This window comes from Pseudomonas sp. SWRI77, assembly GCF_014269105.1.
In the GTDB taxonomy this organism is placed as follows: Bacteria; Pseudomonadota; Gammaproteobacteria; order Pseudomonadales; family Pseudomonadaceae; genus Aquipseudomonas; species Aquipseudomonas capeferrum.
Genome location: NZ_JABWRV010000001.1, coordinates 213,941 through 236,911 on the forward strand (window position 1 = coordinate 213,941; position 22,971 = coordinate 236,911).

The window sequence follows — 22,971 nt, forward strand, 5'->3', positions numbered from 1 at the left end:
TACAAGACAAGAGGCCCAGACCGCGCCCGCTTTTGTCTTGCCGCTTGCGGCTTGCGGCTTGAAGCTCAAAGTCATAAGCCGACAACTGTTCAGATTTTATCCAAATCCATCTTTATCCAGTCACCGAGAGCGGGTATCATGCCCACCCTTTTTCGAACTCCAAGATTCGGCCCCACAACAGGGATCACCTATGTCGGCGGTACGCATCGGCCCATACACACTGCGCAACAACCTGATCCTCGCCCCCATGGCCGGGGTCACGGACCAGCCTTTCCGAACACTTTGCAAGCGCCTTGGCGCAGGCATGGTGGTATCGGAGATGGTGTCCAGCGACATGAACCTGTGGAACAGCCGCAAGTCGAGCCTGCGCCGCATCCACGAAGGTGATCCCGAGCCACGCTCGGTACAGATCGCCGGTGGTGACGCACAGATGATGGCGGCGGCGGCAAAGGCCAACGTACAAGCGGGTGCCCAGATCATCGATATCAACATGGGCTGCCCGGCAAAAAAAGTCTGCAACAAAGCTGCAGGCTCTGCTTTATTGAGAGATGAAGCCTTGGTCAGCGAGATTCTCCACGCCGTGGTAGGCGCCGTGGACGTCCCGGTGACGCTGAAGATCCGCACTGGCTGGGATCGGGCGAACAAGAACGGCCTGAATGTGGCGAAGATCGCCGAGCAGGCCGGTATCCAGGCGCTGGCGGTGCATGGCCGCACACGCGCCGACCTGTACACAGGCGAAGCAGAATACGACACCATCGCTGCCATCAAGCAGGCGGTGTCTATCCCGGTATTTGCCAACGGCGATATCACTTCGCCAGAAAAGGCCCGGGCGGTACTGGACGCCACTGGCGTCGATGGCCTGTTGATCGGCCGCGCCGCCCAGGGGCGGCCATGGATCTTTCGCGAGATCGAGCATTACCTGCGTACTGGCGAACACTTGCCAGCCCCGCAGCTGGACGAAGTGGAACGCATCCTGCTGGAGCACCTGGCCGCGCTGCATGCCTTCTATGGCGATGTGATGGGCGTACGTATTGCCCGCAAGCACGTTGGCTGGTACCTGGCGACACGACCCGGCGGCAAGGAGTTTCGCTCCCGGTTCAATGCTTTGGAAGACACACAAGCGCAGTGCGCCAACGTTCGCGCGTTTTTCAGTGAACGTCGACAGAGCCTTGAGACAGAGGACGGACAAGGGGTGGCCGCATGACGATGATGACCGAGACATTTGTGAGTGGAACAACGCCCGTGAGCGACAACGCCAACCTGAAACAGCACCTCAACACGCCGAGCGAAGAGGGCCAGACCCTTCGCGACAGCGTCGAGAAGGCGCTGCACAACTACTTCGCCCACCTGGAAGGCGCGACCGTCACGGACGTGTACAACCTGGTGCTCTCCGAAGTCGAGGCGCCCCTGCTTGAAAGCGTGATGAACTACGTGAAGGGCAACCAGACCAAGGCCAGCGAGATGCTCGGGCTCAACCGAGGCACCCTGCGCAAGAAGCTCAAGCAGTACGACTTGTTGTAAGCCAGAATCCCAATCAGAAAAGGCGGCTCCTGCAAAGGGACGCCTTTTTTGCTGACTCCACCGCGTTATGGAATCCGAAATGACCGACCAGACTACCCGCCTGCCGATCCGCCGCGCCCTGATCAGCGTCTCCGACAAGACCGGTATCCTCGAATTCGCCCGTGAGCTGCAGCAGCTCGGTGTCGAGATCCTGTCCACCGGCGGCACCTACAAGCTGCTCAAGGATAACGGCGTGAACGCGGTGGAAGTGGCCGACTACACCGGCTTCGCCGAAATGATGGATGGCCGGGTCAAGACCCTGCACCCGAAAATCCATGGCGGCATTCTGGGCCGTCGCGGCGTCGACGACGCCATCATGAACGAGCACGGCATCAAGCCGATCGACCTGGTCGCCGTCAACCTGTACCCCTTCGAAGCGACCATCTCCAAGCCAGGCTGCGACCTGCCGACCGCCATCGAGAACATCGACATCGGTGGCCCGACCATGGTCCGCTCGGCCGCCAAGAACCACAAGGATGTCGCCATCGTGGTCAACGCCAGCGACTACGCCAGCGTCCTCGACGGCCTGAAAGCCGGTGGCCTGACCTACGCCCAGCGCTTCGACCTGATGCTCAAGGCCTTCGAGCACACTGCTGCCTACGACGGCATGATCGCCAACTACATGGGCACCATCGACCAGGCCAAAGAAACCCTGTCGACGTCCGACCGCAGCGAATTCCCGCGCACCTTCAACAGCCAGTTCGTCAAGGCTCAGGAAATGCGCTACGGCGAGAACCCGCACCAGAGCGCGGCGTTCTATGTCGAAGCGCGCAAGGGTGAGGCGAGCATCTCCTCCGCCATCCAGCTGCAAGGCAAAGAGCTGTCGTTCAACAACGTGGCCGACACCGACGCCGCACTGGAGTGCGTGAAGAGCTTCGTCAAGCCGGCCTGCGTCATCGTCAAGCACGCCAACCCGTGCGGCGTGGCCGTGGTACCGGAAGCAGAAGGCGGCATCCGCAAGGCCTATGACCTGGCCTACGCCACCGACACCGAGTCGGCGTTTGGCGGCATCATCGCCTTCAACCGCGAGCTGGACGGCGAAACCGCCAAGGCCATCGTCGAGCGCCAGTTCGTCGAAGTGATCATCGCCCCGAAAATTTCCCAGGCCGCCCGCGACGTGGTGGCTGCCAAGCAGAACGTACGCCTGCTGGAGTGCGGCGAGTGGCCTGCCGAGCGTGCTGCCGGCTGGGACTTCAAGCGGGTCAACGGTGGTTTGCTGGTACAGAGCCGCGACATCGGCATGATCACCGCCGATGACCTGAAAATCGTCACCAAACGCGCACCGACCGAGCAAGAAGTCCATGACTTGGTGTTCGCCTGGAAAGTGGCCAAGTTCGTCAAGTCCAACGCCATCGTCTACGCCAAGCAGCGCCAGACCATCGGCGTCGGCGCCGGCCAGATGAGCCGCGTCAACTCCGCCCGCATTGCTGCAATCAAGGCCGAGCATGCTGGCCTGCAGGTACAAGGCGCGGTCATGGCATCGGATGCGTTCTTCCCGTTCCGTGACGGCATCGACAATGCAGCAAAAGTGGGTATCAGCGCCGTGATCCAGCCAGGTGGCTCGATGCGCGATGCCGAGGTGATTGCTGCCGCTGATGAAGCCGGTATCGCCATGGTCTTCACCGGTATGCGCCACTTCCGCCACTGATTTACGGCAATCGGCCGCACTGAAGCAGGCATCTGCTTCATTGCGACCTCGTACAGCGTGAGGCTTTGCCTTACGCCCGAAAGAATTCGAGGTTTTGACATGAAAGTTTTGATCATCGGCAGCGGCGGCCGTGAGCACGCCCTGGCCTGGAAAGTTGCCCAGGACCCACGCGTCGAGAAAGTCTTCGTTGCCCCAGGCAACGCTGGCACCGCCATTGAAGCCAAGTGCGAGAACGTTGCCATCGACGTGTGCGCCCTGGAGCAACTGGCCGACTTCGCCGAGAAGAACGTCGACCTGACCATCGTCGGCCCGGAAGCGCCACTGGTCATCGGTGTGGTCGACCTGTTCCGCAGCCGTGGCCTGGACTGCTTCGGCCCCACCAAGGGCGCGGCCCAGCTGGAAGGCTCCAAGGCCTTCACCAAGGATTTCCTGGCGCGTCACAAGATCCCGACCGCCGACTACCAGAACTTCACCGAAATCGAGCCAGCCCTGGCCTACCTGCAGGAAAAGGGTGCGCCGATCGTGATCAAGGCCGACGGCCTGGCTGCGGGCAAAGGCGTGATCGTCGCCATGACCCTGCAGGAAGCCGAAGACGCCGTGCGTGACATGCTGGCTGGCAACGCCTTTGGCGACGCTGGCTCGCGTGTGGTGATCGAAGAGTTCCTGGACGGCGAGGAAGCCAGCTTCATCGTCATGGTCGACGGCCACAACGTGCTGCCAATGGCCACCAGCCAGGACCACAAGCGCGTCGGCGACGCCGACACCGGCCCGAACACCGGCGGCATGGGCGCTTACTCCCCTGCCCCGGTCGTCACCGCCGACGTGCACCAGCGCGTGATGGACCAGGTCATCTGGCCGACCGTGCGCGGCATGGCCGAGGAAGGCAACGTCTACACCGGCTTCCTCTACGCGGGCCTGATGATCGACAAGGCGGGCAACCCCAAGGTCATCGAGTTCAACTGCCGCTTCGGCGACCCGGAAACCCAGCCCGTCATGCTGCGCCTGGAATCGAGCCTGGTGCTGCTGATCGAGGCCGCTTTCGCCAAGGCCCTGGACAAGGTCGAAGCGCAGTGGAACCCACGGCCGAGCCTGGGCGTAGTACTGGCCGCCGGCGGCTACCCGGGCGACTACGCCAAGGGTGACGCAATCAGCGGCCTGGACGCGGCTGCCAAGCTCGAAGGCAAGGTGTTCCACGCTGGCACCACCCTCAAAGATGGCCAGGTGGTGACCGCCGGCGGCCGTGTGCTCTGCGCGACCGCCCTGGGCGAGACCGTCGAAGCCGCTCAGCAGCAGGCCTACCGCCTGGCAGAGCAGGTCAAATGGGACGGCAGCTTCTACCGCACCGACATCGGCTACCGGGCCATCGCCCGCGAGCGCGGTGAACACCAGCAGTAACCTTTACCGAAGCGCCGTGACGCCTTGCGCCCACGGCCTTCGGCTCGTCGACAGGGCCCTGTGTGGGCCTTGCCTTCGACTTGGCGCGCCGCGCATAGTTAGTATCCGGCACATCGGCTAAGAAGGGATTTCGTAGTGCGTCGGCTTCGGATTGCCACAGCTCTGATCGTCAGCTTGCTGACCTTGCTCTGCCTGCTCCCGGCTTCGGCCGAAGAAGGCGGAGGCTGGTCCGTGCTGCTCGACGAACAGGCCAACCTGCAATTGAGCGACGTGCGCTCCGACCGCTACCGCAACCAGTTCAGCCCCCTGCTGCTCGCTGACCTGGACGCTGCCCCCGCAGAACAAGCCCTGTGGCTGCACTATCGCCTGCAACCCGGCGATCAGGAGCAACTGCTGCGGGTCTTCGCGCCAGACCTGTCTGGCCTGGACCTCTACGCCCTCGAGGGCGACAAATTACTCCGTCAGCTGCACCACGGGCGCCAGGCCGGCAATGCCAGCCCGACCCTGCGCGGCAGCGACCATGTACTGCCCCTGCCCAACAGCAAGCAGCCGCTGGACATCTACCTGCGCCTGGTCTCAGAGCATCAACTGCGCCCGGCGATCAGCCTGGAGCCCGCCGCCGTGGCTGCCTCGGACCAAAGCCGGCCACTGTTGTTCGGCATGCTCTTTGGCGGCCTGGTGATGCTGATCCTGCACAACCTGATCCGCTTCCTCTATAGCCGCTCCAGCACTACCCTGATTCTGGCCCTGTACCACGGGCTGATGTTGCTCAGCGGGTTGATCCTGCTCAACCTCAGCGGCCCCTGGTGGCATGTGTGGCACAGTGCGCAAACGCCCGCTGCCTATCTCACCCTGGTGCTCGCGGGCCTGGCCGGGCTGTATTTCACCCTGCATTTCTTCTCGCCGCGCAATTCGCCGCGGCTGAACCGCCTGCTGCAAGGCGAGATGCTGGTGGCAGCAGTCAGTGGCCTGGTGCTGCTGTTCGTCGACACCTTGCCGCTCAACCTGATGACCTATGCGCTGCTGGCCCTGGGCAGCGTCAGCATGCTGCTGGTCAGCACCTTCCACTGGTACAAGGGCTATGCGCCAGCCCGTCTGTTCAGCCTCGCCATGGTGGTCTATAACCTTGGCGGGCTGGTACTGCTGCCGGCGCTGCTGGGCCTGACCCGCACCTCCACGCCCTGGCTGCTGTGCGTGCTCATGGGCCTCACCGTCATCAGCGGCCTGCTGCTGAACCTGGCGGTCAGCGAACGCCTGCGGCGCATGAGCGAAGAGCGCTTCAGCGCCAGCCGTGCACTGGCCGCCAGCGATGCCGAGATCAACGCCAAGGCCGAGTTCCTGGCCAAGATCAGCCACGAAATCCGTACGCCCATGAACGGCGTGCTGGGCATGACCGAGCTGCTGCTCGGCACGCCGTTGTCGGTCAAGCAGCGCGACTATGTGCAAACCATCCATAGTGCCGGCAACGAGTTGCTGACGCTGATCAACGAGATTCTCGACATCTCCAAGCTGGAGTCACGGCAGATCGAGCTGGACGATGTGCAGTTCGACCTCAACGCCCTGATCGAGGACTGCCTGAACATCTTCCGGGCCAAGGCCGAGCAGCAGAACATCGAGCTGATCAGCTTTACCCAGCCGCAAGTGCCACGGGTGATCAGTGGCGACCCGACACGCCTGCGCCAGGCGCTGTCGAGCCTGCTGGAAAATGCTCTTAAAAACACCGACCAGGGCGAGATCCTGCTGGTGGTGGCGCTCGACCAGCGCGGCGCGACCCCGCGTTTGCGCATTGCCGTGCAAGACAGCGGCGAACCGTTGCCCGCCGCCGAGCGCGAAGCGCTGCTGCAAGCCGAGCTGCACAGCCACCACTTCCTCTCCAGCAACAAGCTGGGCGGCCACCTCGGGCTGGTCATCGCCAAGCAGTTGATCGGCCTGATGCAGGGCGAATTCGGCATCAAGAGCAGCAGCGGCATGGGCAACACCCTGTGGCTGACCCTGCCGCTGGACCCTTCGCGCCTTGAACAGCCACCCGCCGACCTCGACGGCCCGCTGCGCGACGCTCGGGTACTGGTGGTGGACGACAACGACACCTGCCGCAAGGTGCTGGTACAGCAGTGCAGCGCCTGGGGCATGAATGTCAGCGCGGTGCCGTCAGGCAAGGAGGCGCTGGCGTTGCTGCGCACCAAGGCCCACTTGCGTGATTACTTCGATGCCGTGCTGCTGGACCAGAACATGCCCGGCATGACCGGTATGCAACTGGCGGCCAAGATCAAGGAAGACCCCAGCCTCAACCACGACATCCTGGTGGTGATGCTCACCGGCATCAGCAATGCGCCGAGCAAGGTCATCGCGCGCAATGCCGGGGTCAAGCGGATTCTCGCCAAACCGGTGGCGGGCTATACACTCAAGACCACGCTGGCTGAAGAGCTGGCCCAACGCGGCCGTGAGCAAGCGGTGCCCGCCAGCCTGCCCGGTACCCCGCAAGCACTGGACCTGCCCAGCGACTTCCGCGTGCTGGTCGCCGAGGACAACAGTATTTCCACCAAGGTCATCCGTGGCATGCTCGGCAAGCTCAACCTTGAGCCGGACACGGCCTGCAACGGTGAAGAGGCGTTGCAAGCGATGAAAGCGCAACGCTATGACCTGGTGCTGATGGACTGCGAGATGCCTGTGCTGGACGGTTTCTCGGCGACCCAGCAACTGCGCGCGTGGGAAGCCGCACAGCAGCGCCAGCGCACGCCGGTGGTGGCGCTGACTGCGCATATCCTTGCCGAGCACAAGGAGCGCGCCAAGCTGGCGGGCATGGATGGGCACATGGCCAAGCCGGTGGAGCTGTCGCAGTTGCGCGAGCTGATCCAGTATTGGGCGAATCACCGGGAAGCCAAGACGGACCCTGCGCCTATCCCGTAACCCATGCCGATGAAGTGCCAACAGGCCTGCACCGCAGCCGAGGATCAACGCCCATGCTCCATGAGTTGTTTAGCGTCTACCTGAAGATGCTCGTGCTCTACAGCCCGTTCTTCGTGCTGTCCTGCTTCATCAGCCTGACCCGCGGCCACTCCAGCAAGGAACGCAAGCAACTGGCCTGGAAGGTGGCCTTCGCCGCACTGGTCGCCAGCATACTGCTGTACCTGTTCGGGCGGGCGATATTCGGTATTTTCGGCATCACCGCCGACGCCTTCCGCATCGGCGCCGGCAGTGTGCTGTTCATCTCTGCGCTGGGCATGGCCCAGGGCAAACCCGCCGTGCAAGCCGACAACGTGCAGCAGGATGTGACCATCGTGCCGCTGACCATCCCGCTGACCGTCGGCCCCGGCACCATCGGTGCGCTGCTGGTGATGGGCGTGGGCCAGCCGCACTGGGACGACAAGCTGCTGGCCATCGTCAGTATCGCGCTGGCCAGCTTTACCGTGGGCCTGGTGCTGTACCTGTCGCACGGCATCGAGCGGCTGCTCGGCGACCAGGGCCTGCAGATCGTCAGCCGCCTGATGGGGCTGTTCGTCTGTGCCCTGGCGGCGCAGATCATCTTTACCGGGATCAAGGGTTACCTCGTGCTCTAGACCTCCATTTCATGGATTTCCTTCAGCGCGATGCTCACCAACGCACGCTCAACCGCACTGCGGCGTTCCTGGTCGAACAGACGTGTATTGAACCGCACCAGCTCTGCGTTCACGCGCATGTCGCGGCGCTCACGAAACACAAATCCTGCCGTGAACGCTGCGGTTTTACCGGCCTCGTGATACACCACGATGTCCACGTAGCTACCACTCACCGGCGCGCAGGACAGAAGCTGAAACTGCGCCCTATCCATACTGCGCGCTTCAAAATGCAGCAACGGCTTGCTGTTCTTATTCAGTGCCTCAAGCGCCAGTGCCATATGGCTGGAATGCCGAACCCCGGCGATGGCGTCGATCTTGCTCAGCGCCTGATCAACGATTTTCGGCCGCTCAGGGTCCGGCCAATGCACTTCTTCAGCCGACTTCGCGTCCCACCCCAGGTACATCAACTTCTTGCGGTAGTACTGATACTGTTCCTGGGCAGTCTCTTTGGCCATATCCTGCAACGTCACAGTCTCAGCCCACAGTGCGGCGAGCTTGACGGCCTTGCGCTGTCCTAAGCTGATACCGGGGATGAAAGAGACCAGGCTGGCACCGACCACTGCGGCTTCATAGGTTTGCATGGCTGCCCTCCGGGTTCAGCACGCCCAAGTTCCTGATGCGTTCTGCGTACTGCTTGCGCTCAAGCAGCACGTGCAGGCTTTCACGGTCAACTTCGGTCAGTTGCTCGCCCAGGGTTGCGAGGGTAGTGCGCAGATCGACCTTATCGGTGGGTGACGACGCCAATACCGCGCCAGGGTGGATCTGGGTGGCAGGCGTGGCAGTGGTCAAGGCCAACCCACACAGATCCAGGGAAGGGCCTGGCAGCATCACCCCCAGCTCGTAGACCACATGGGTTGCCTGACCGTGCTCGTCCAGGGTGAAAGGCCGCAGGTACTGCTGCACCTCTTTCTGAGACAGCCTGGCGATGGCTGCCTGCAAATAGGGCGTGAGCCCCGGATGACGGGCCTGCAATTCATCGGTAAGACGCTGAGTCAGCGGGACGCTGCCCTGCAAGGGCTGATAATCACTGCGACTGCCTGGGATGACCCACCCACGCGCTTCCAACGCTTCACGGTAACCGCTGTACCAGCGTGCATAATCGGCAAAGCGTGAGCCATTCAGTTTGTCCGAACGCAACTGTGCAAACAGCAACGAGTCCAGTGCATATTGCCGAGACGGCAATGCCACTTCTGCGACCAACAAAGCCGTGCCGCCAACGAGCCATAAGGAATAGGCATCCTTACTCATCGCAATACCTCGATGTTCAATCACATGAGAAGAAAAACGGGGCCTGAAAGCCCCGCTCCGCTGTCAGATTTCAAATTCGCTGACAGCCTTGACCGCCTTGTCGATCAGCTTCTGCTCGGTCGTTGCCCGCACCTCGTCGGTGTAGACCACTTCGTTGAGACTGAGCACAACCGAACCGCAATAGCGCTCCTTGCTCGAACTCTTCCATTCGAACACGGTGGTATTCAGGTCGTTTTCACTCGGCGAGGCACTGAAGGCATTCACCAGCATGAACAGTTCGCCTTCAGGCGTTTCGATGCAGGCCGCCAGCCCCGTGGTCGAGACAGGGTGGCCTTTGAGGTTTTGCTTGTAGATCTGCTGGGCTTCCTCGATGTTGCCCAGTGCCGAAAGGGCCTTGCCCGCCAGCTTGGCCATGGCCGCGCCCATGGGGCCGCCGAGCAAGGCCTGGCCTGCGGTGCTGGCGACTTTGAAAGCAATCGGCCCCAACGTCAGCGATCGGCTTTGGTCATAGTCGCGCTCGTAGGAGCGTTTACCCACCGCCCAACCCAAGGTGAGCATCACCTCCACGAACTTGTTGAACCAGGCTTCGGATTCGCCATCGCGATCATGCAGCTTGGACGCTACACGAGAGGCAAACTGGAACGTTGTCTTGGCATCGCGCCGGCTTTGCACCGACATGCCTGCGCTGAGCGCGAGCAGCGATTGCTCGACAACGGCGATGCTATCGCCATTGATAGTGTTTTCATCGGTCATTTGCAGGGTCCTTGAAGGCCCCGACGGGTATCGTCGAGGGGCCTTCACCCTATGCTGCAAAGGGCCGGGTAACAGGCATGAACAGGTTCCCTCGGTGCCTCAACCCGGGGCCGGGTACCAGCGCGGGGTGTACACCCACTGTTCGCCATCGGCCCTCGGAAATTGGCAGGTCGTGGACGACCCGAGCAGGACCATGGTGCGCATGTCGACCATTTCCGGCAGCAGCTCGGCCAAAGTGACTACCTTCAGCGTCTGCCCCGGCCTACCGATGTCACGGCCAAGGACTACAGGCGTGCTCCCATCGCGGTGCCGACGCACAACCTCCAGTGCCACCCCAAGCTGATGCGGTCGGGATTTGGAAATCGGGTTGTAGAAGGCCAGCACCAGGTCCGCCTGGGCGGCCAGGTCCAGACGTTTTTCAATGATCGACCACGGCTTGAGGTTGTCCGACAGCGACATCACGCAGAAGTCGTGCCCCAGCGGTGCCCCCGCCTGAGCGGCAGTGGCCAGCGAGGCCGAAACCCCCGGCAGGATCTCGAGATCGACCCGATGCCAGGCCGGGTCACTGGATTCGTGCAACGCTTCGAGCACCGCTGCGGCCATGGCGAACACGCCCGGGTCACCCGACGACACCACCACCACCGAACGCCCTTGGGCGGCCAGTTCGAAGGCATGCCGAGCGCGCTGCATCTCTTCGCGGTTGTCGGTGCAATGCTGCACCTGATCGGCGCGGAACGGCCCGGCCATGCGCACGTAGGTTTCGTAGCCGAGGATGTCCTCGGCGCGGGCCAGCTCGGCCTTGACCGCCGGCACCATCAGCTCGGCAGCGCCAGGGCCAAGGCCGATCACCGCCAGCCGACCACGGCGGCGGCCGACCTGCGCGGCATCCACCGGCGCCGGGGCCACGGCGATGACGGTACCCGCCTGCGCGATCAACTCGGCGCCGGGTAGCGCCTGGGCCAACATGTCACGCAGGTCGCCAGGCTTGGCTGCAAAACGCAGCGCCACGCCAAGGGCCTGTGCAGCCTCGTGCAGGGCGGCATCGGCCATGGCGTGCTCGCCAGCTAGCAGGCAGGCCAGCGATTGCTCGGCGATACCCGCCGCCTGCAGCGCGGCGCGGATGCCTTGCAGGTCAGCGGTATCGACGCCCACCACGACCGAACGCGGGTGGATCAACAGCTCATCACGGCTGCTCGGGCGTGCCTGATGGCCGACATGGATGGTGCGCCGGGCGCTCTCGCTCGCGGGCAGCTGCGCCTGCTCAAGCCAAGGTGCATCGCCTTCGACGCGCACCGCCTCACCGGCCAGCAGGTCAGAGACAAAGCGCTTGCCTTGCTCGATGTCCGCCAGGGCATAGCCCTGTGGCGGGTTCAGCAGGCAGGTGCCAAAGCGCAGTTCGCCACTGGTGGTGATGGCTGCGGCCACGCCCAGTGCTTCGCCGATCTCACGCGCCATCACATTCACCCCACCCAGGCCACCGAGCAGCGGCACTACCGCACTGCCATCCTCGGCCACTGCCAGCACCGGCGGCTCGACGCCTTTTTCACTGAGCAGGCTGGCCAGGCTGCGGATAACGATGCCAGCGGCGCACAGGGCGATGATCGGGGTGCCCTGCTGATACAACGTGCGCAGGGTGTCGCCAAACGATGCGTAAAGCTGATCGGCGCCCTCGACCCGGCCACTCAGGCCATGGATCGAGGCCTGTGGATAACACAGCTGAATGCGCTGCGCCGTGGCCAGGCTGCCAGGGCCAAGCACGACGATTGCCGGTGCCTTGTGCATGCTCATCCCTGCCATTTTTCACCCGGTACGATGATCAGCGAGAAGTACGGCGACGACAGCGGGTCGACCTCCGCCAGCGGCACGATCTTCTGGTTGGCCATGGTTGCCCGTTCGACATACAGCGCACGGCTGTCCAGGCCCAGCTCGGCCAACACCTCACGCACCTTGGGGAAGTTGCGGCCAAGCTTCATGATCACGGCAGCATCGGCATCGGCCAGGCGCCGCTTCAGTTCCTCGGCCGGCAGCACGCCCGACAGCACCGAAAGGCTCTGGTTGCGGTAGACCAGCGGCGCGCCCAGCACCGACGCCCCCCCCAGCATCGAGCAGACGCCAGGGATCACTTCGGCCTCATAGCGCTGCGCCAGGCGGTCATGCAGGTACATGTAGGAGCCGTAGAAGAACGGGTCGCCCTCGCAGATCACCGCCACGTCGCGGCCTGCATCCAGGTGCTCGGCAACCTGCACACTGGCTTCATCGTAGAAATCGCTGATCACCTGTTCATAGGACAGCGGCGCCGGCAGCGCTTCGGTGGTGACCGGGTAGACCAGCGGCAGCAGTGTCTGCTCGGCCTGTAGGTGCGCCTCGATGATGCCGAACGCGTTGCCGCGCTTGCCCTTGGCCACGAAGTAGCCGACAACCGGCGCCTCGCGCAGCAGGCGCAGGGCCTTGACGGTGATCAGTTCAGGGTCGCCGGGGCCTACGCCCAGGCCGAGCAGACGTCCACGTGGGGTCATCATTCCACCTCCGTGGCCAGGGCGTTGACCGCGGCAGCGGCCATCGCGCTGCCGCCCAGGCGGCCTTGCATGATCACGAACGGCACGCCGCGGCTGTCGGCGGCCAGCATGGCCTTGGATTCGGCCGCACCCACGAAGCCGACCGGGAAGCCGAGAATCAGCGCAGGCTTGGGCGCACCGGCGTCGAGCATTTCCAGCAGGTAGAACAGTGCGGTCGGGGCATTGCCGATCACCACCACACTGCCTTCCAGGTGTGGGCGCCACAGCTCCAGGGCCACGGCAGAACGGGTATTGCCGGCGTCTTTGGCCAGGCCAGGCACGCTCGGGTCACGCAGGGTGCAGATCACCGGGTTGTTCGCCGGCAGCCGGGCGCGGGTAATGCCTTCAGCAACCATGTGCGCATCGCACAGAATCGGCGCGCCCTTGGCCAGGGCCTCGCGCCCGGCGCGGCCTGCCCCTTCGGAGAACTGCAAGCCGTCGATGGCCTCGACCATGCCGCAGGCATGGATCACGCGCACGGCGAGCTTTTCGAGGTCTGCGGGTATCCGCTCGAGTCGGGCTTCCTCGCGGATGATCCGGAAGGAATTGCGATAGATCTCCTGACCATCGCGGATGTAGTCAATCATCAAGGTGCTCCGTCGGCAGGTCGAGCATGGCGCCTGCTTCGTTCAAGGTGAGGTCGATGGCGCGCAGGGCACCGAAGCCCGGCAGGCGCGCATCGCGCACATACAAGTCGTAACGGCCCGGTGAACGGGCCAGCAAAGTGGCCGGGGCAACATGGGCCACGGCGCAGGATCGGGGGCAACCGGACAGGTGCACGCTGCCGGGAACGCCTGGGCCGAGCAGCGCGGCCAGGGCAACGGCATCGGCCTTGGTCTCGCCGTGGGCCTTGGCGCACCCACTGCTGCCGGTGCACGCGGTGATGCGCGCCAGCGGCTCATGGCGGTGGCAAAGCAGGCCCAAGGCGGACAACTGCGCCTGGGCCTGCTCGATGTGGGCCGGATCGAGATTGGTCAACACCAGGCTTTGCCAGGGGCTCAGGCGCAGGCTGCCGTCACCCAGGTGGCGGGCGATGTGCGCGGCACCGCGCAGCATCTCCGGCGTCAACCGGCCCTGGGGCGGGGCGACGCCCAGCGCAAGGCCGTGGTTTTGTGGCAGTACCCCCAGCCATACGGGGTGGTTTCGTGCACGGCGCCATTGCCGCACGGCAGCATCGCGACGAATCTCCAGGCCGAGCCCTTCGACGAAAAACGCGGCCGAACAGCCTTCCAGCAATTGGCGCATACGCGATTGGTCCGCAGACGCCAGATCAAGGAAACGCGCCAGCACCGCACGCACCAGGGCCAGGCCCTGTTCCAGCGGCACGGCACCGAGCACCTGGCCGTCGGCCGGGCAGCCCGCCAGGCCAAAAGCCAGCCACGTGCGCTGCTCAAGGTGCAGAGCCGAAAGCCATAGGTCATGGGGGTGTTCGAGCATGGCCAGGCCTTCGCCGGCGTCCAGCTGCACGGCGAACTTGGCCGACAATTGATGAAAGCGCGGTGTGCTTTCGAGCATGGCGAGGATCTGCCCCGCCAATGGTCGGGTATCCAGCAACATGGCCGGGTCATGCCCGGCCAGCGGGCTGAGCATCAGGTTGCGCACATCGTCACCGGCGGCATCGCGCGGGCCCAGGCCGGCGGCCAGCAGCCTGGCGACCAGGCCACTGTGGTCGCTGCCGATACCGCGGACCTGCAGGTTGGCGCGGTTGGTCGCCTCGATCACGCCGCCGGCGAAGCGCTCGGCGGCCTCGGCCACGGCATCGGCCTGATCGGCCAGCAGCAGGCCACCGGGCAGCTTGACCCGGCAAATCCCACCATCACGCGCACTGACGATGCGCCACAACCCCGGGCAGGCCGAGGGGCGAGGTGAAACATCGGGGGCTTGGGCCTGCTTCAAAGGGGTGTCCGGCAATCTGTGAAGTGCGCTTGAGTGTAGAAGGCGCGGTATTATGCCTGCTTTGTCCGGCGGCATGAAAAGCCGGTGGTCGAGCTTATCGTTTACCCGGGGCCGCTTCGCGCCCCAGAAATGGCGGATTGAAACACATGGCACCCTGGCTGACAGTAGTAGGCATCGGCGAAGACGGCTTCAACGGCCTGGGCAAGCAGGCCCGGCGCGCCCTGCTGGGCGCTTCGCGGATCTTCGGCAGCCCCCGCCAACTGACCTTGCTGCCGCGCTGCGTGGTCGGCGAGCGGCTGAGCTGGCCCACCCCGTTCTCCCTGGCGCCGGTACTTGCAGCGCGCGGTGCCCCTGTCTGCGTGTTGGCCAGCGGCGACCCGATGTTCTTCGGCGTCGGCGCCAGCCTGGCACGCCAGGTGCCCGCCAGTGAGATGCGCGTGCTGTCGATGCCGTCCTCTTGCGCCCTGGCTGCCGCCCGCCTGGGCTGGCCGCTGCAGGAGGTGCAGGTGGTATCGGTGGTCGCCCGGCCGCTGGCGGCGCTCAATGCCCAGCTGCACAGCGGTGCCCGCCTGCTGGTGCTGAGCAACGACGGCGACAGCCCTGCCGCGATTGCCGCCCAGCTGTGCGCGCGTGGTTTCGGGCCAAGCCGCCTGCGCGTGTTCGAACACCTTGGCGGCGCCGATGAACGCGAACTGGCCGGCAGCGCCCAGGACTGGCCTCACACCCAGGTTGCAGCGCTGAACCTGGTGGCCATCGAGTGCCTCGCCGCGCCCGATGCACCACGCCTGCCACGGGTTGCCGGGCTGCCAGACATGGCCTTCCAGCATGACGGCCAACTGACCAAGCGCGATGTCCGCGCCATCACCCTGGCCCGCCTCGCCCCGCAGCCCGGCGAGCTGCTGTGGGACGTGGGCGCAGGCTGTGGCTCGATCGGCATCGAGTGGATGCGTGCCCACCCTGCCTGCCGTGCGTTGGCCATCGAGGCCGACGAAGGGCGCCAGGGGTTTATCGAACACAACCGCGATGCACTGGGCGTACCTGGCCTGCAACTGGTACGCGGCAAGGCGCCGGCGGCATTGGCAGGCCTTGAGCAACCCGACGCGATCTTCATCGGTGGCGGGGTAACCCGTGAAGGCGTGCTGGAGCTGTGCTGGGAGCGTCTGCGCCCGGGTGGGCGACTGGTGGCCAACGCAGTCACCCTGCAAAGCGAATTGGCCCTGGCGCATTTTCGCGAGCAGCACGGTGGCGAGCTGACCCGTATCCATGTTGCCCACGTGCAGCCGCTGGGGGCGTTCGACACCTGGCGCCAGGCCTTGCCGATCACCTTGCTGGACGTGGTGAAACCCTTCGATGCGTGAAGAAACCCACGAACAACCCGCGCCGCTGCGCAGCGGCCTGACCACCGGCAGCTGTGCCACCGCCACCAGCCTCGCAGCGGCGCGCCTGCTGCTGACAGGCGTCTGTGACGACGCAGTGAGCATCACCCTGCCCAAGGGCAAGGTGGTGCAGATGCGCCTGGAGTTCTGCCGTCGCGCAGGCCAGTGCGCCGAAGCCGGTACCCTCAAGGACGCCGGCGACGACCCGGACGTGACCCATGGCGCCCTGCTCTACAGCCAGGTCCGCTTGCTGGCCGAGCCCGGCATCCGCTTTGTCGCCGGCCATGGCGTGGGGACCGTGACACGCCCGGGGCTGGTACTGGCGGTGGGCGAGCCGGCGATCAACCCGGTGCCCCGGCGCATGATTGGCGAACACCTGCAACGCCTGGCCGAGGCGTGTGCCTATCACGGCGGCTTCGAAGTGACGGTCAACGTGCAGGGCGGTGAATTGCTGGCGCTCAAGACCATGAACCCGCGCCTTGGTATCCTCGGCGGTCTGTCGATCCTGGGCACCAGCGGCATCGTCCGGCCGTTTTCCTGCGCGGCCTACATCGCCTCGATCCATCAGGGTATCGACGTGGCCCACACCAACGGCTACACGCACATTGCCGCCTGTACCGGCAACGCCAGCGAAGACACCATGCGCCGGGTCTACGGCCTGCCGGAAATCGCCCTGATCGAAATGGGCGACTTCGTCGGTGCCGTACTCAAGCACTTGCGCAAGGTGCCGGTAGCGCGCCTGAGCCTGTGCGGTGGCTTCGGCAAGATCAGCAAGCTGGCCGCCGGGCACATGGACCTGCACAGCCGCCATTCGAGCATCGACCTGCCGCAACTGGCCGGCTGGGCGGCGGCTGTCGGCGCCGATGCAAACCTGCAGGCCGCGATCATCGCCGCCAACACCAGCCAGCAAGCCCTGGCACTGGCCCATGCCGCCGGCATCGCCCTGGGCGACGCCGTCTGCGCGCATGCGTTGGCATTCGCCCGCAGCGTGGTGCCCGCGCAGGTCCAGGTCGAGGTGTTCGCCATCGACCGCCAAGGCGGTATCGTCGGCCAGGCGGGCGTGCAATGAGCGCGCGCATCCTGCTGCTGGGCGGCGTGACCGAGGCCCTGGCCATCGCCCGCCAGCTGGGCCCGCAGCATGTCTACAGCCTGGCAGGCATCGGCCGCGTGCCGCAGGGCCTGCAATGCCAGGTGCGGGTTGGCGGCTTTGGCGGTGCCGAAGGCCTTGCCCGCTACCTGCGTGAGGCGGGTATCACCCTGCTGATCGATGCCACCCACCCCTATGCCGCGCAAATCAGCCACAACGCCGCCGTTGCCTCACGCGCTGCACGTGTTCCGTGCTGGGCGTTGCGCCGGCCGGCCTGGCAGGCGCAGCCGGGTGACGACTGGCGCGAGGTGCAAGACTGGGCGGGCCTGATCGACGCACTCGCGCCCTTCCGGCGGCCGCTGTTCACGCTGGGGCGCGAGCCGTTGCAGCATCTGGCAGAGATACCGCCGGAACAGTTCTGGACATTGCGGGCCCTGGAAGCCTGCCCGGGCAACGACCGCTGCGAAGTGATTGGCGCACGTGGGCCGTTTCGTATTGAAGACGAGCGTGCGTTGTTCGCGCGGCGGCAGATTGATGTGCTGATCAGCAAGAACAGCGGCAGCCTGGCGACCGAGCCCAAGCTTGAAGTGGCCCGGGAGCTGGGGGTGCCGGTGTTGATTCTGGAGCGGCCGGCGCTGCCCGATGTAGACCGGCAATACACTTCGCAAGGGGCACTGATGGCTGACTTGGGTCGCGGGTAAGGAAGAGACGCATGGCGTGAGTTTTGTAGCGTCTTCCTACACCCAACGCCAACTTGTCTGAATAGCCTTCCGCCCATCCTCTGCCCTAAACTCTTCCCCCCTCCCCCGGAAGGCTTCAGTCATATGGAAATGCAATGGTGGATCTGGCTGGTATTCGGTATCGCGCTGATCCTGCTCGAACTGGTCCTGCCTACGTTCTTCATTCTCTGGTTCGGCATCGGTGCCGTGCTGGTTTCGCTCATCTCGCTCGCCGCACCCAGCCTGCAGCTGGATATGCAGGTGCTGCTGTGGGTGCTGCTGTCTTCAGCCACCACCGCCCTGTGGTTCAAGTTGTTCCGGCGCAAAAAACCGGATGTGCGCTGGACGGCCGATAGCGTGATCGGTGAAGTCGGCCTGCTGACCGCCAGCGTTTCCGAGTTCCAGAAAGGCCGCGTGCGTTTCCAGAAGCCAATCCTCGGCAACGAAGAATGGACCTGCGTCGCCGACACTGAAATCCCGTCCGGCGAGCGTGTGCGCCTCACCGCCATCGAAGGCAATACCGCCCGCGTCATCCGGGCCTGAATCCGTACTGAAAGGAAGTTCGTATCATGACCAGCCTTATCGTCGTGGGCGCCCTCGCCCTGTTCGTCCTGATCACCGTGTTCAAGGGGGTGCGTATCGTGCCCCAGGGCGAGGAGTGGATCGTCGAGCGCCTGGGCCGCTACAACAACACCCTCAAACCGGGCCTGAACATCGTCATTCCGTACGTGGACGTGGTCGCCTACCGCCTGCCCACCAAAGACATCATCCTCGATGTGCAAGAGCAGGAAATCATCACCAAGGACAACGCGGTGATCGTCGCCAACGCCTTGTGCTTCGCCAAGGTGGTCGACCCGCAGAAGGCCTCGTACGGTGTACAGAACTTCTCCTTCGCCGTCACCAGCCTGACCATGACCTCGCTGCGCGCCATCGTCGGTGCCATGGACCTGGACGAAGCCTTGTCCAGCCGTGAGCAGATCAAGGCCCGCCTGCGCGAGGCGATGTCCGAACAGACCGAAGACTGGGGCGTGACCGTGCGCTCGGTCGAGATCCAGGACATCAAGCCGTCCGAGAACATGCAACTGGCCATGGAACGCCAGGCCGCTGCCGAGCGTGAACGTAAAGCCGACGTCACCCGTGCCGAAGGTGCCAAGCAGGCTGCGATCCTCGAAGCTGAAGCACGCCTGCAATCCGCCAAGCTGGACGCCGAGGCGCAGATCAACCTGGCCGAGGCGTCGGCACGGGCGATTTCGCTGGTCAAGGAGGCCGTGGGCAGCGATACCGTGCCGGCCATGTACCTGCTGGGCGAGCGCTATATCGGCGCGATGGAGAACCTGGCCAGCAGCAGCAATGCCAAAGTCGTGGTGTTGCCGGCAGACCTGCAAGAGACCGTGCGCGGCCTGATGGGCCGCAACAAGCCCTGAGTTAGCGGGCCAGGCTTGCCCCGCGAAGGGGCCGCAAAGCGGCCCCAGCCCCTCCCCACCTGCGTCACTTCACCGCACCCCGCCTTTTTTACCTATACTGCGCCTTACAATACCCACCACGATTCCTGACCGGATCTCTCCATGCCCCCACGTCGGCACATTGCCTGGATAGCCTGCCTAGCAGTGCTGTTCAACCTGCTGGCCATGCCGCTGTCTTCTGCCGCGCCCAAGGGCCCGGCCGAGCAGTTGCTGTGGGGGGCTTTCTGTTCCAGCATGGCCAACAAGGCCAAGGTCGACGTCCAGGCCCTGGCCAAGATCGACCTCGGCCCGCAAAGCGACGACAGCGCCAGCATGATGAACTGCTGGTGCTGCTCGGGTGCCGCGCCGCTGCTGGCCTTGCCCGGCTACCCGCCGCAGTTGCACAACCCGCCGACACTGCACGCCGGGCACCTGCCGCTGCTTGCCGACTACCAACCCACGCCGCGCCAGCTATGGCCCGCGCTCAACCCCCGTGCCTCCCCTCTGGTCTGAGTTGCTCACGCTGTCTGCCTGAACCTGAACAGATCGGAGACTCACCATGCTCAAGCAAGCCCTCGTCGTGGCCGCCCTGCTGCTGCCCAGCGCCTTCGCCACTGCCCACGAATACACCGTGGGCAACCTGCACATCGCGCACCCCTGGTCGCTGCAACTGCCCCCCAACGCGCCCAACGTCGCCGCGTATTTCGTCGTGCACAACAATGGCCAGGCCGATGACCGCCTGCTGAGTGTCGACAGCCCCATCAGCGATGACGCCCAGTTGCACGAGCACGCCATGACGGCCGGCGGCACCATGAAGATGCAACAGGTGCCCAGCGTGGTAGTACCCGCCGGCAAGGATGTGACCTTCGCCCCCAGCGCCTACCACGTGATGCTGATGCAGCCCAAGGACCGCAGCCTGCTCAGCGACGGCAAGCGTTTCCCGTTGACCCTGCACTTCGAGAAAGCCGGTGATGTCACGGTCGAAGTCGCCGTGCAGAAAGAGGCGCCCTCGGGCCAGCCCCAGGCTCACGAACACGCGCACTGAACATTAGCTGACAGGCACTCGCCATGAGCCTGCCGCGCAACAGCATCAGCCGTACCCCCCGCCCTGAACGCAGGCGCGTCGGGGGCGGCTGGCTGAGCCTGTTCGCCATGTGGATGATCTTCATCGGCCCGCTGGTTTCCCAGTCGATGCCGATGGGCCACCACGCCGGCATGAACATGCCGACGGGCATGTCGATGGCCCCCGAGCACGCGCAGAGCGTGGACTCGCACCACGGCCATGATGGCCATGGCGGCGATGGCCAACTGCATGTGATGTGGGAAAAGTGCGGCTACTGCAGCCTGTTGTTCAACTGCCCCGCACTGCCGCAAACCCTCAGCCCGCTCAGTGCCGGCGTAGCAGTCCCCTCCACTCACCTTCTTGCAACCACGCGCCAGGGGCATGCCCGGCAGGCTGTATTCCCGGGTGCGCGCAGCCGCGCGCCGCCTTCCTCGATCAGCGTCTGAAAACACATTATCCGCACGGAGCCAGGAGGCTTCGCGCTCACTCATGACTGATCGACTGGAATCATTATGTCTGGCTGCACCCCTGTTTTTGCCCTGTCCCTGCGCGGGGCCATCGCCGCCGTCTGCGGTTCGCTGATCGCGCCCATGGCCCTGGCCAGCGACCTCGGCCACGCCGAGCACGCGCATGCCGCCCCCGAGCTGAGCCCGACGGTGATCACCGCCGTGGCGCCCAGTTCGCCGCTGACCGTGGTCACCAACCCGAAAGACCCACGCCAGCCGGTACCGGCCAGCGACGGTGCCGATTACCTCAAGACCATCCCCGGTTTCTCGGCAATCCGCTCCGGCGGCACCAACGGTGACCCCGTGTTGCGCGGCATGTTCGGTTCACGCCTGAACATCCTCACCAATGGCGGCGTGATGCTGGGCGCCTGCCCCAACCGCATGGATGCACCGACGTCGTACATATCACCCGAAACCTACGACCGCCTGACCGTGATCAAAGGCCCGCAAAGCGTGATCTGGGGCCCTGGCGGCTCGGCCGGTACCATCCTCTTCGAACGCGAACCGGAAAAATTCGGCACCCTGGGCAGCCGCGTCAACGCCAGCCTGCTGGCCGGCTCCAATGGCCGCTTCGACAAGGTACTGGACGCCGCCGCCGGCAACAGCCAGGCCTATGCCCGCTTCGTCGGCAACCAGTCGCGCTCGGACGACTACCATGACGGCAACGATGACACCGTGCCGTCGCGCTGGGACAAATGGAACGGCGATGTCACCCTCGGCTGGACCCCCGACCAGGACACCCTACTGGAACTCACCGCCGGCAAGGGCGACGGCGAAGCACGCTATGCCGGGCGCGGCATGGACGGCTCGCAGTTCAAGCGTGAAAGCCTGGGGCTGCGGTTCGAGAAGTCCAACCTCGGCGACGTGCTCGACAAGGTCGAGGCGCAGGTCTACTACAACTACGCCGACCACGTGATGGACAACTACAGCCTGCGTACCCCCTCCGGCAGCGGCATGATGGGCATGCCCATGGTCAGCAACGTCGACCGCCGCACCATGGGCGCCCGGGTCAAGGCGACCTGGCGCTGGGCCGATGTGCAACTGGTCAGCGGCATCGATGCGCAGACCAACGAGCATCGCCAGCGCGGCGGCATGGGCGTCGATGCGCACAAGGGCCAGGCCTGGACCAAGGACGCCGACTTCCATAACTACGGTGCCTTCAGCGAGCTGACCTGGTATGTCAGCGACGCAGACCGGCTGATCAGCGGCGCCCGCCTGGACCGTGCCTCGGCCCGTGACTTTCGCAAAGGCAGTGCCACTGAAGGCGACACCCGCGCCGATACCCTGCCCAGCGGTTTCGTGCGCTACGAGCACGACCTGGCGGCCATTTCCGCCACCACCTACATCGGCCTGGGCCATGCCCAGCGCTTCCCCGACTACTGGGAACTGTTCTCGCCCAAGCAAGCGCCGGCCGGTGCTGCCAACGCCTTCGACGGCATCAAGCCAGAGAAGACCACCCAGCTCGACTTCGGCATCCAGTACCGCGACGAACGCCTGGAGGCCTGGGCCTCGGGGTATGTCGGGCAGATCCGCGACTACATTCTGTTCGACTACCGCACCGGCATGATGGGCATGAGCACCTCACAGGCCCAGAACATCGACGCGCGCATCATGGGCGGCGAATTGGGCGCGGCCTACACGCTCAGCGAAAACTGGAAAGCCGACGCTACCCTGGCCTACGCTTGGGGCAAGAACAGCAGTGATGGCAAAGCGCTACCTCAGATGCCGCCCCTGGAGAGCCGCCTGGGCCTGACCTACAGCCGCGACGTCTGGAGTGTCGGCGCCCTGTGGCGGCTGGTGGCCGCGCAAAACCGCATCGCCGAGAACCAAGGCAATGTGGTGGGCAAGGACTACGACAAGAGCGCTGGCTTCGGCGTGTTCTCGCTCAATGGTGCCTACAAGGTGAACAACAACCTCAAGCTCAGCGCAGGGGTCGACAACCTGTTCGACAAAACCTACGCCGAGCACTTGAACCTGGCCGGGAACGCCGGGTTCGGCTACCCGGCCACAGACCCACAACCGGTGAACGAGCCAGGCAGGACCTTCTGGACCAAGGTCGACTTCAGCTTCTGACAACAACAATGGGCGCGGCTGCGGTCGCGCCCCTCACCTGGTCAAACAGGAGGT

General features: G+C 64.6%; 22 protein-coding genes. 15 read left to right on the forward strand and 7 right to left on the reverse strand.

Features of this window, described 5'->3' with window-relative positions:
• The first annotated feature begins 190 nt into the window (after nucleotides 1-190).
• The 6 genes from dusB (at nucleotide 191) to HU766_RS01010 (ending at nucleotide 8,160) form a co-directional block, all read left to right on the forward strand.
• Complete coding sequence (dusB, locus tag HU766_RS00985; protein ID WP_033701734.1) at nucleotides 191-1,204, forward strand: tRNA dihydrouridine synthase DusB; 1,014 nt, start codon at nucleotides 191-193, stop codon at nucleotides 1,202-1,204.
• Nucleotides 1,201-1,521, forward strand: coding sequence for a DNA-binding transcriptional regulator Fis (gene fis, locus HU766_RS00990; RefSeq protein ID WP_012274390.1), 321 nt, complete (start codon nucleotides 1,201-1,203; stop codon nucleotides 1,519-1,521). Before dusB ends, fis begins: the two co-directional genes overlap by 4 nt.
• A 79-nt stretch (nucleotides 1,522-1,600) precedes the next feature.
• Nucleotides 1,601-3,208, forward strand: coding sequence for a bifunctional phosphoribosylaminoimidazolecarboxamide formyltransferase/IMP cyclohydrolase (purH, locus tag HU766_RS00995; protein WP_186652694.1), 1,608 nt, complete (start codon nucleotides 1,601-1,603; stop codon nucleotides 3,206-3,208).
• Nucleotides 3,209-3,307: 99 nt separating this feature from the next.
• The gene (purD, locus tag HU766_RS01000) at nucleotides 3,308-4,603 is read left to right on the forward strand and encodes a phosphoribosylamine--glycine ligase (protein ID WP_033701736.1); all 1,296 of its coding nucleotides are present in this window, start codon (nucleotides 3,308-3,310) and stop codon (nucleotides 4,601-4,603) included.
• A gap of 135 nt (nucleotides 4,604-4,738) precedes the next feature.
• The gene (locus tag HU766_RS01005) at nucleotides 4,739-7,510 is read left to right on the forward strand and encodes a response regulator (protein ID WP_186652696.1); all 2,772 of its coding nucleotides are present in this window, start codon (nucleotides 4,739-4,741) and stop codon (nucleotides 7,508-7,510) included.
• A 53-nt stretch (nucleotides 7,511-7,563) separates the two neighbouring features.
• Complete coding sequence (locus HU766_RS01010) at nucleotides 7,564-8,160, forward strand: MarC family protein (protein WP_033701739.1); 597 nt, start codon at nucleotides 7,564-7,566, stop codon at nucleotides 8,158-8,160.
• Here HU766_RS01010 and HU766_RS01015 read toward each other — a convergent pair.
• The 7 genes from HU766_RS01015 to cobG form a co-directional block, all read right to left on the reverse strand.
• Nucleotides 8,157-8,780 (reverse strand): hypothetical protein, encoded by a 624-nt coding sequence (locus tag HU766_RS01015; RefSeq protein ID WP_186652698.1) that lies wholly within the window; start codon nucleotides 8,778-8,780, stop codon nucleotides 8,157-8,159. The genes HU766_RS01010 and HU766_RS01015 overlap by 4 nt on opposite strands.
• Nucleotides 8,767-9,447: a hypothetical protein gene (locus HU766_RS01020; RefSeq protein WP_186652699.1), complete on the reverse strand. Its 681-nt coding sequence runs from the start codon at nucleotides 9,445-9,447 to the stop codon at nucleotides 8,767-8,769. Before HU766_RS01020 ends, HU766_RS01015 begins: the two co-directional genes overlap by 14 nt.
• Nucleotides 9,448-9,510: 63 nt before the next feature.
• Nucleotides 9,511-10,200 carry a hypothetical protein gene (locus tag HU766_RS01025; protein ID WP_186652701.1) on the reverse strand — a complete coding sequence of 230 codons (690 nt, stop codon included), beginning with the start codon at nucleotides 10,198-10,200 and terminating at the stop codon, nucleotides 9,511-9,513.
• 99 nt (nucleotides 10,201-10,299) lie between these two features.
• Complete coding sequence (gene cobJ / locus HU766_RS01030; RefSeq protein ID WP_186652703.1) at nucleotides 10,300-11,997, reverse strand: precorrin-3B C(17)-methyltransferase; 1,698 nt, start codon at nucleotides 11,995-11,997, stop codon at nucleotides 10,300-10,302.
• Nucleotides 11,985-12,719, reverse strand: coding sequence for a precorrin-2 C(20)-methyltransferase (locus HU766_RS01035; RefSeq protein WP_033701745.1), 735 nt, complete (start codon nucleotides 12,717-12,719; stop codon nucleotides 11,985-11,987). Before HU766_RS01035 ends, cobJ begins: the two co-directional genes overlap by 13 nt.
• Nucleotides 12,716-13,342: a precorrin-8X methylmutase gene (locus HU766_RS01040; RefSeq protein ID WP_033701746.1), complete on the reverse strand. Its 627-nt coding sequence runs from the start codon at nucleotides 13,340-13,342 to the stop codon at nucleotides 12,716-12,718. The genes HU766_RS01035 and HU766_RS01040 overlap by 4 nt, the downstream gene beginning before the upstream one ends.
• The gene (gene cobG / locus HU766_RS01045) at nucleotides 13,335-14,666 is read right to left on the reverse strand and encodes a precorrin-3B synthase (RefSeq protein ID WP_238338539.1); all 1,332 of its coding nucleotides are present in this window, start codon (nucleotides 14,664-14,666) and stop codon (nucleotides 13,335-13,337) included. The genes HU766_RS01040 and cobG overlap by 8 nt, the downstream gene beginning before the upstream one ends.
• A gap of 131 nt (nucleotides 14,667-14,797) precedes the next feature.
• Here cobG and cbiE point away from each other — a divergent pair, with 131 nt between their 5' ends.
• From cbiE to HU766_RS01090, 9 genes are all read left to right on the forward strand, one after another.
• Nucleotides 14,798-16,009, forward strand: coding sequence for a precorrin-6y C5,15-methyltransferase (decarboxylating) subunit CbiE (cbiE, locus tag HU766_RS01050; protein WP_186652707.1), 1,212 nt, complete (start codon nucleotides 14,798-14,800; stop codon nucleotides 16,007-16,009).
• Complete coding sequence (locus tag HU766_RS01055) at nucleotides 16,002-17,096, forward strand: cobalt-precorrin-5B (C(1))-methyltransferase (RefSeq protein WP_047582356.1); 1,095 nt, start codon at nucleotides 16,002-16,004, stop codon at nucleotides 17,094-17,096. The genes cbiE and HU766_RS01055 overlap by 8 nt, the downstream gene beginning before the upstream one ends.
• Nucleotides 17,093-17,815, forward strand: coding sequence for a cobalt-precorrin-6A reductase (locus HU766_RS01060; RefSeq protein WP_186652708.1), 723 nt, complete (start codon nucleotides 17,093-17,095; stop codon nucleotides 17,813-17,815). The genes HU766_RS01055 and HU766_RS01060 overlap by 4 nt, the downstream gene beginning before the upstream one ends.
• Before the next feature lie 123 nt (nucleotides 17,816-17,938).
• Nucleotides 17,939-18,376, forward strand: coding sequence for an NfeD family protein (locus tag HU766_RS01065; RefSeq protein ID WP_186652710.1), 438 nt, complete (start codon nucleotides 17,939-17,941; stop codon nucleotides 18,374-18,376).
• Between the two features lie 26 nt (nucleotides 18,377-18,402).
• Complete coding sequence (locus tag HU766_RS01070) at nucleotides 18,403-19,257, forward strand: SPFH domain-containing protein (RefSeq protein WP_186652712.1); 855 nt, start codon at nucleotides 18,403-18,405, stop codon at nucleotides 19,255-19,257.
• 141 nt (nucleotides 19,258-19,398) lie between these two features.
• A complete protein-coding gene (locus HU766_RS01075; protein WP_033701753.1) occupies nucleotides 19,399-19,788 on the forward strand; it encodes a DUF2946 domain-containing protein in 390 nt (129 codons plus the stop codon).
• 46 nt (nucleotides 19,789-19,834) lie between these two features.
• Nucleotides 19,835-20,320, forward strand: a complete 486-nt coding sequence (locus tag HU766_RS01080; RefSeq protein ID WP_186652713.1) for a copper chaperone PCu(A)C — start codon at nucleotides 19,835-19,837, stop codon at nucleotides 20,318-20,320.
• Between the two features lie 23 nt (nucleotides 20,321-20,343).
• Complete coding sequence (locus tag HU766_RS01085) at nucleotides 20,344-20,784, forward strand: DUF2946 domain-containing protein (RefSeq protein WP_186652714.1); 441 nt, start codon at nucleotides 20,344-20,346, stop codon at nucleotides 20,782-20,784.
• Between the two features lie 66 nt (nucleotides 20,785-20,850).
• On the forward strand, nucleotides 20,851-22,917 hold the full coding sequence (locus tag HU766_RS01090) for a TonB-dependent copper receptor (protein WP_186652715.1): 2,067 nt from the start codon (nucleotides 20,851-20,853) through the stop codon (nucleotides 22,915-22,917).
• Nucleotides 22,918-22,971: the final 54 nt, after the last annotated feature.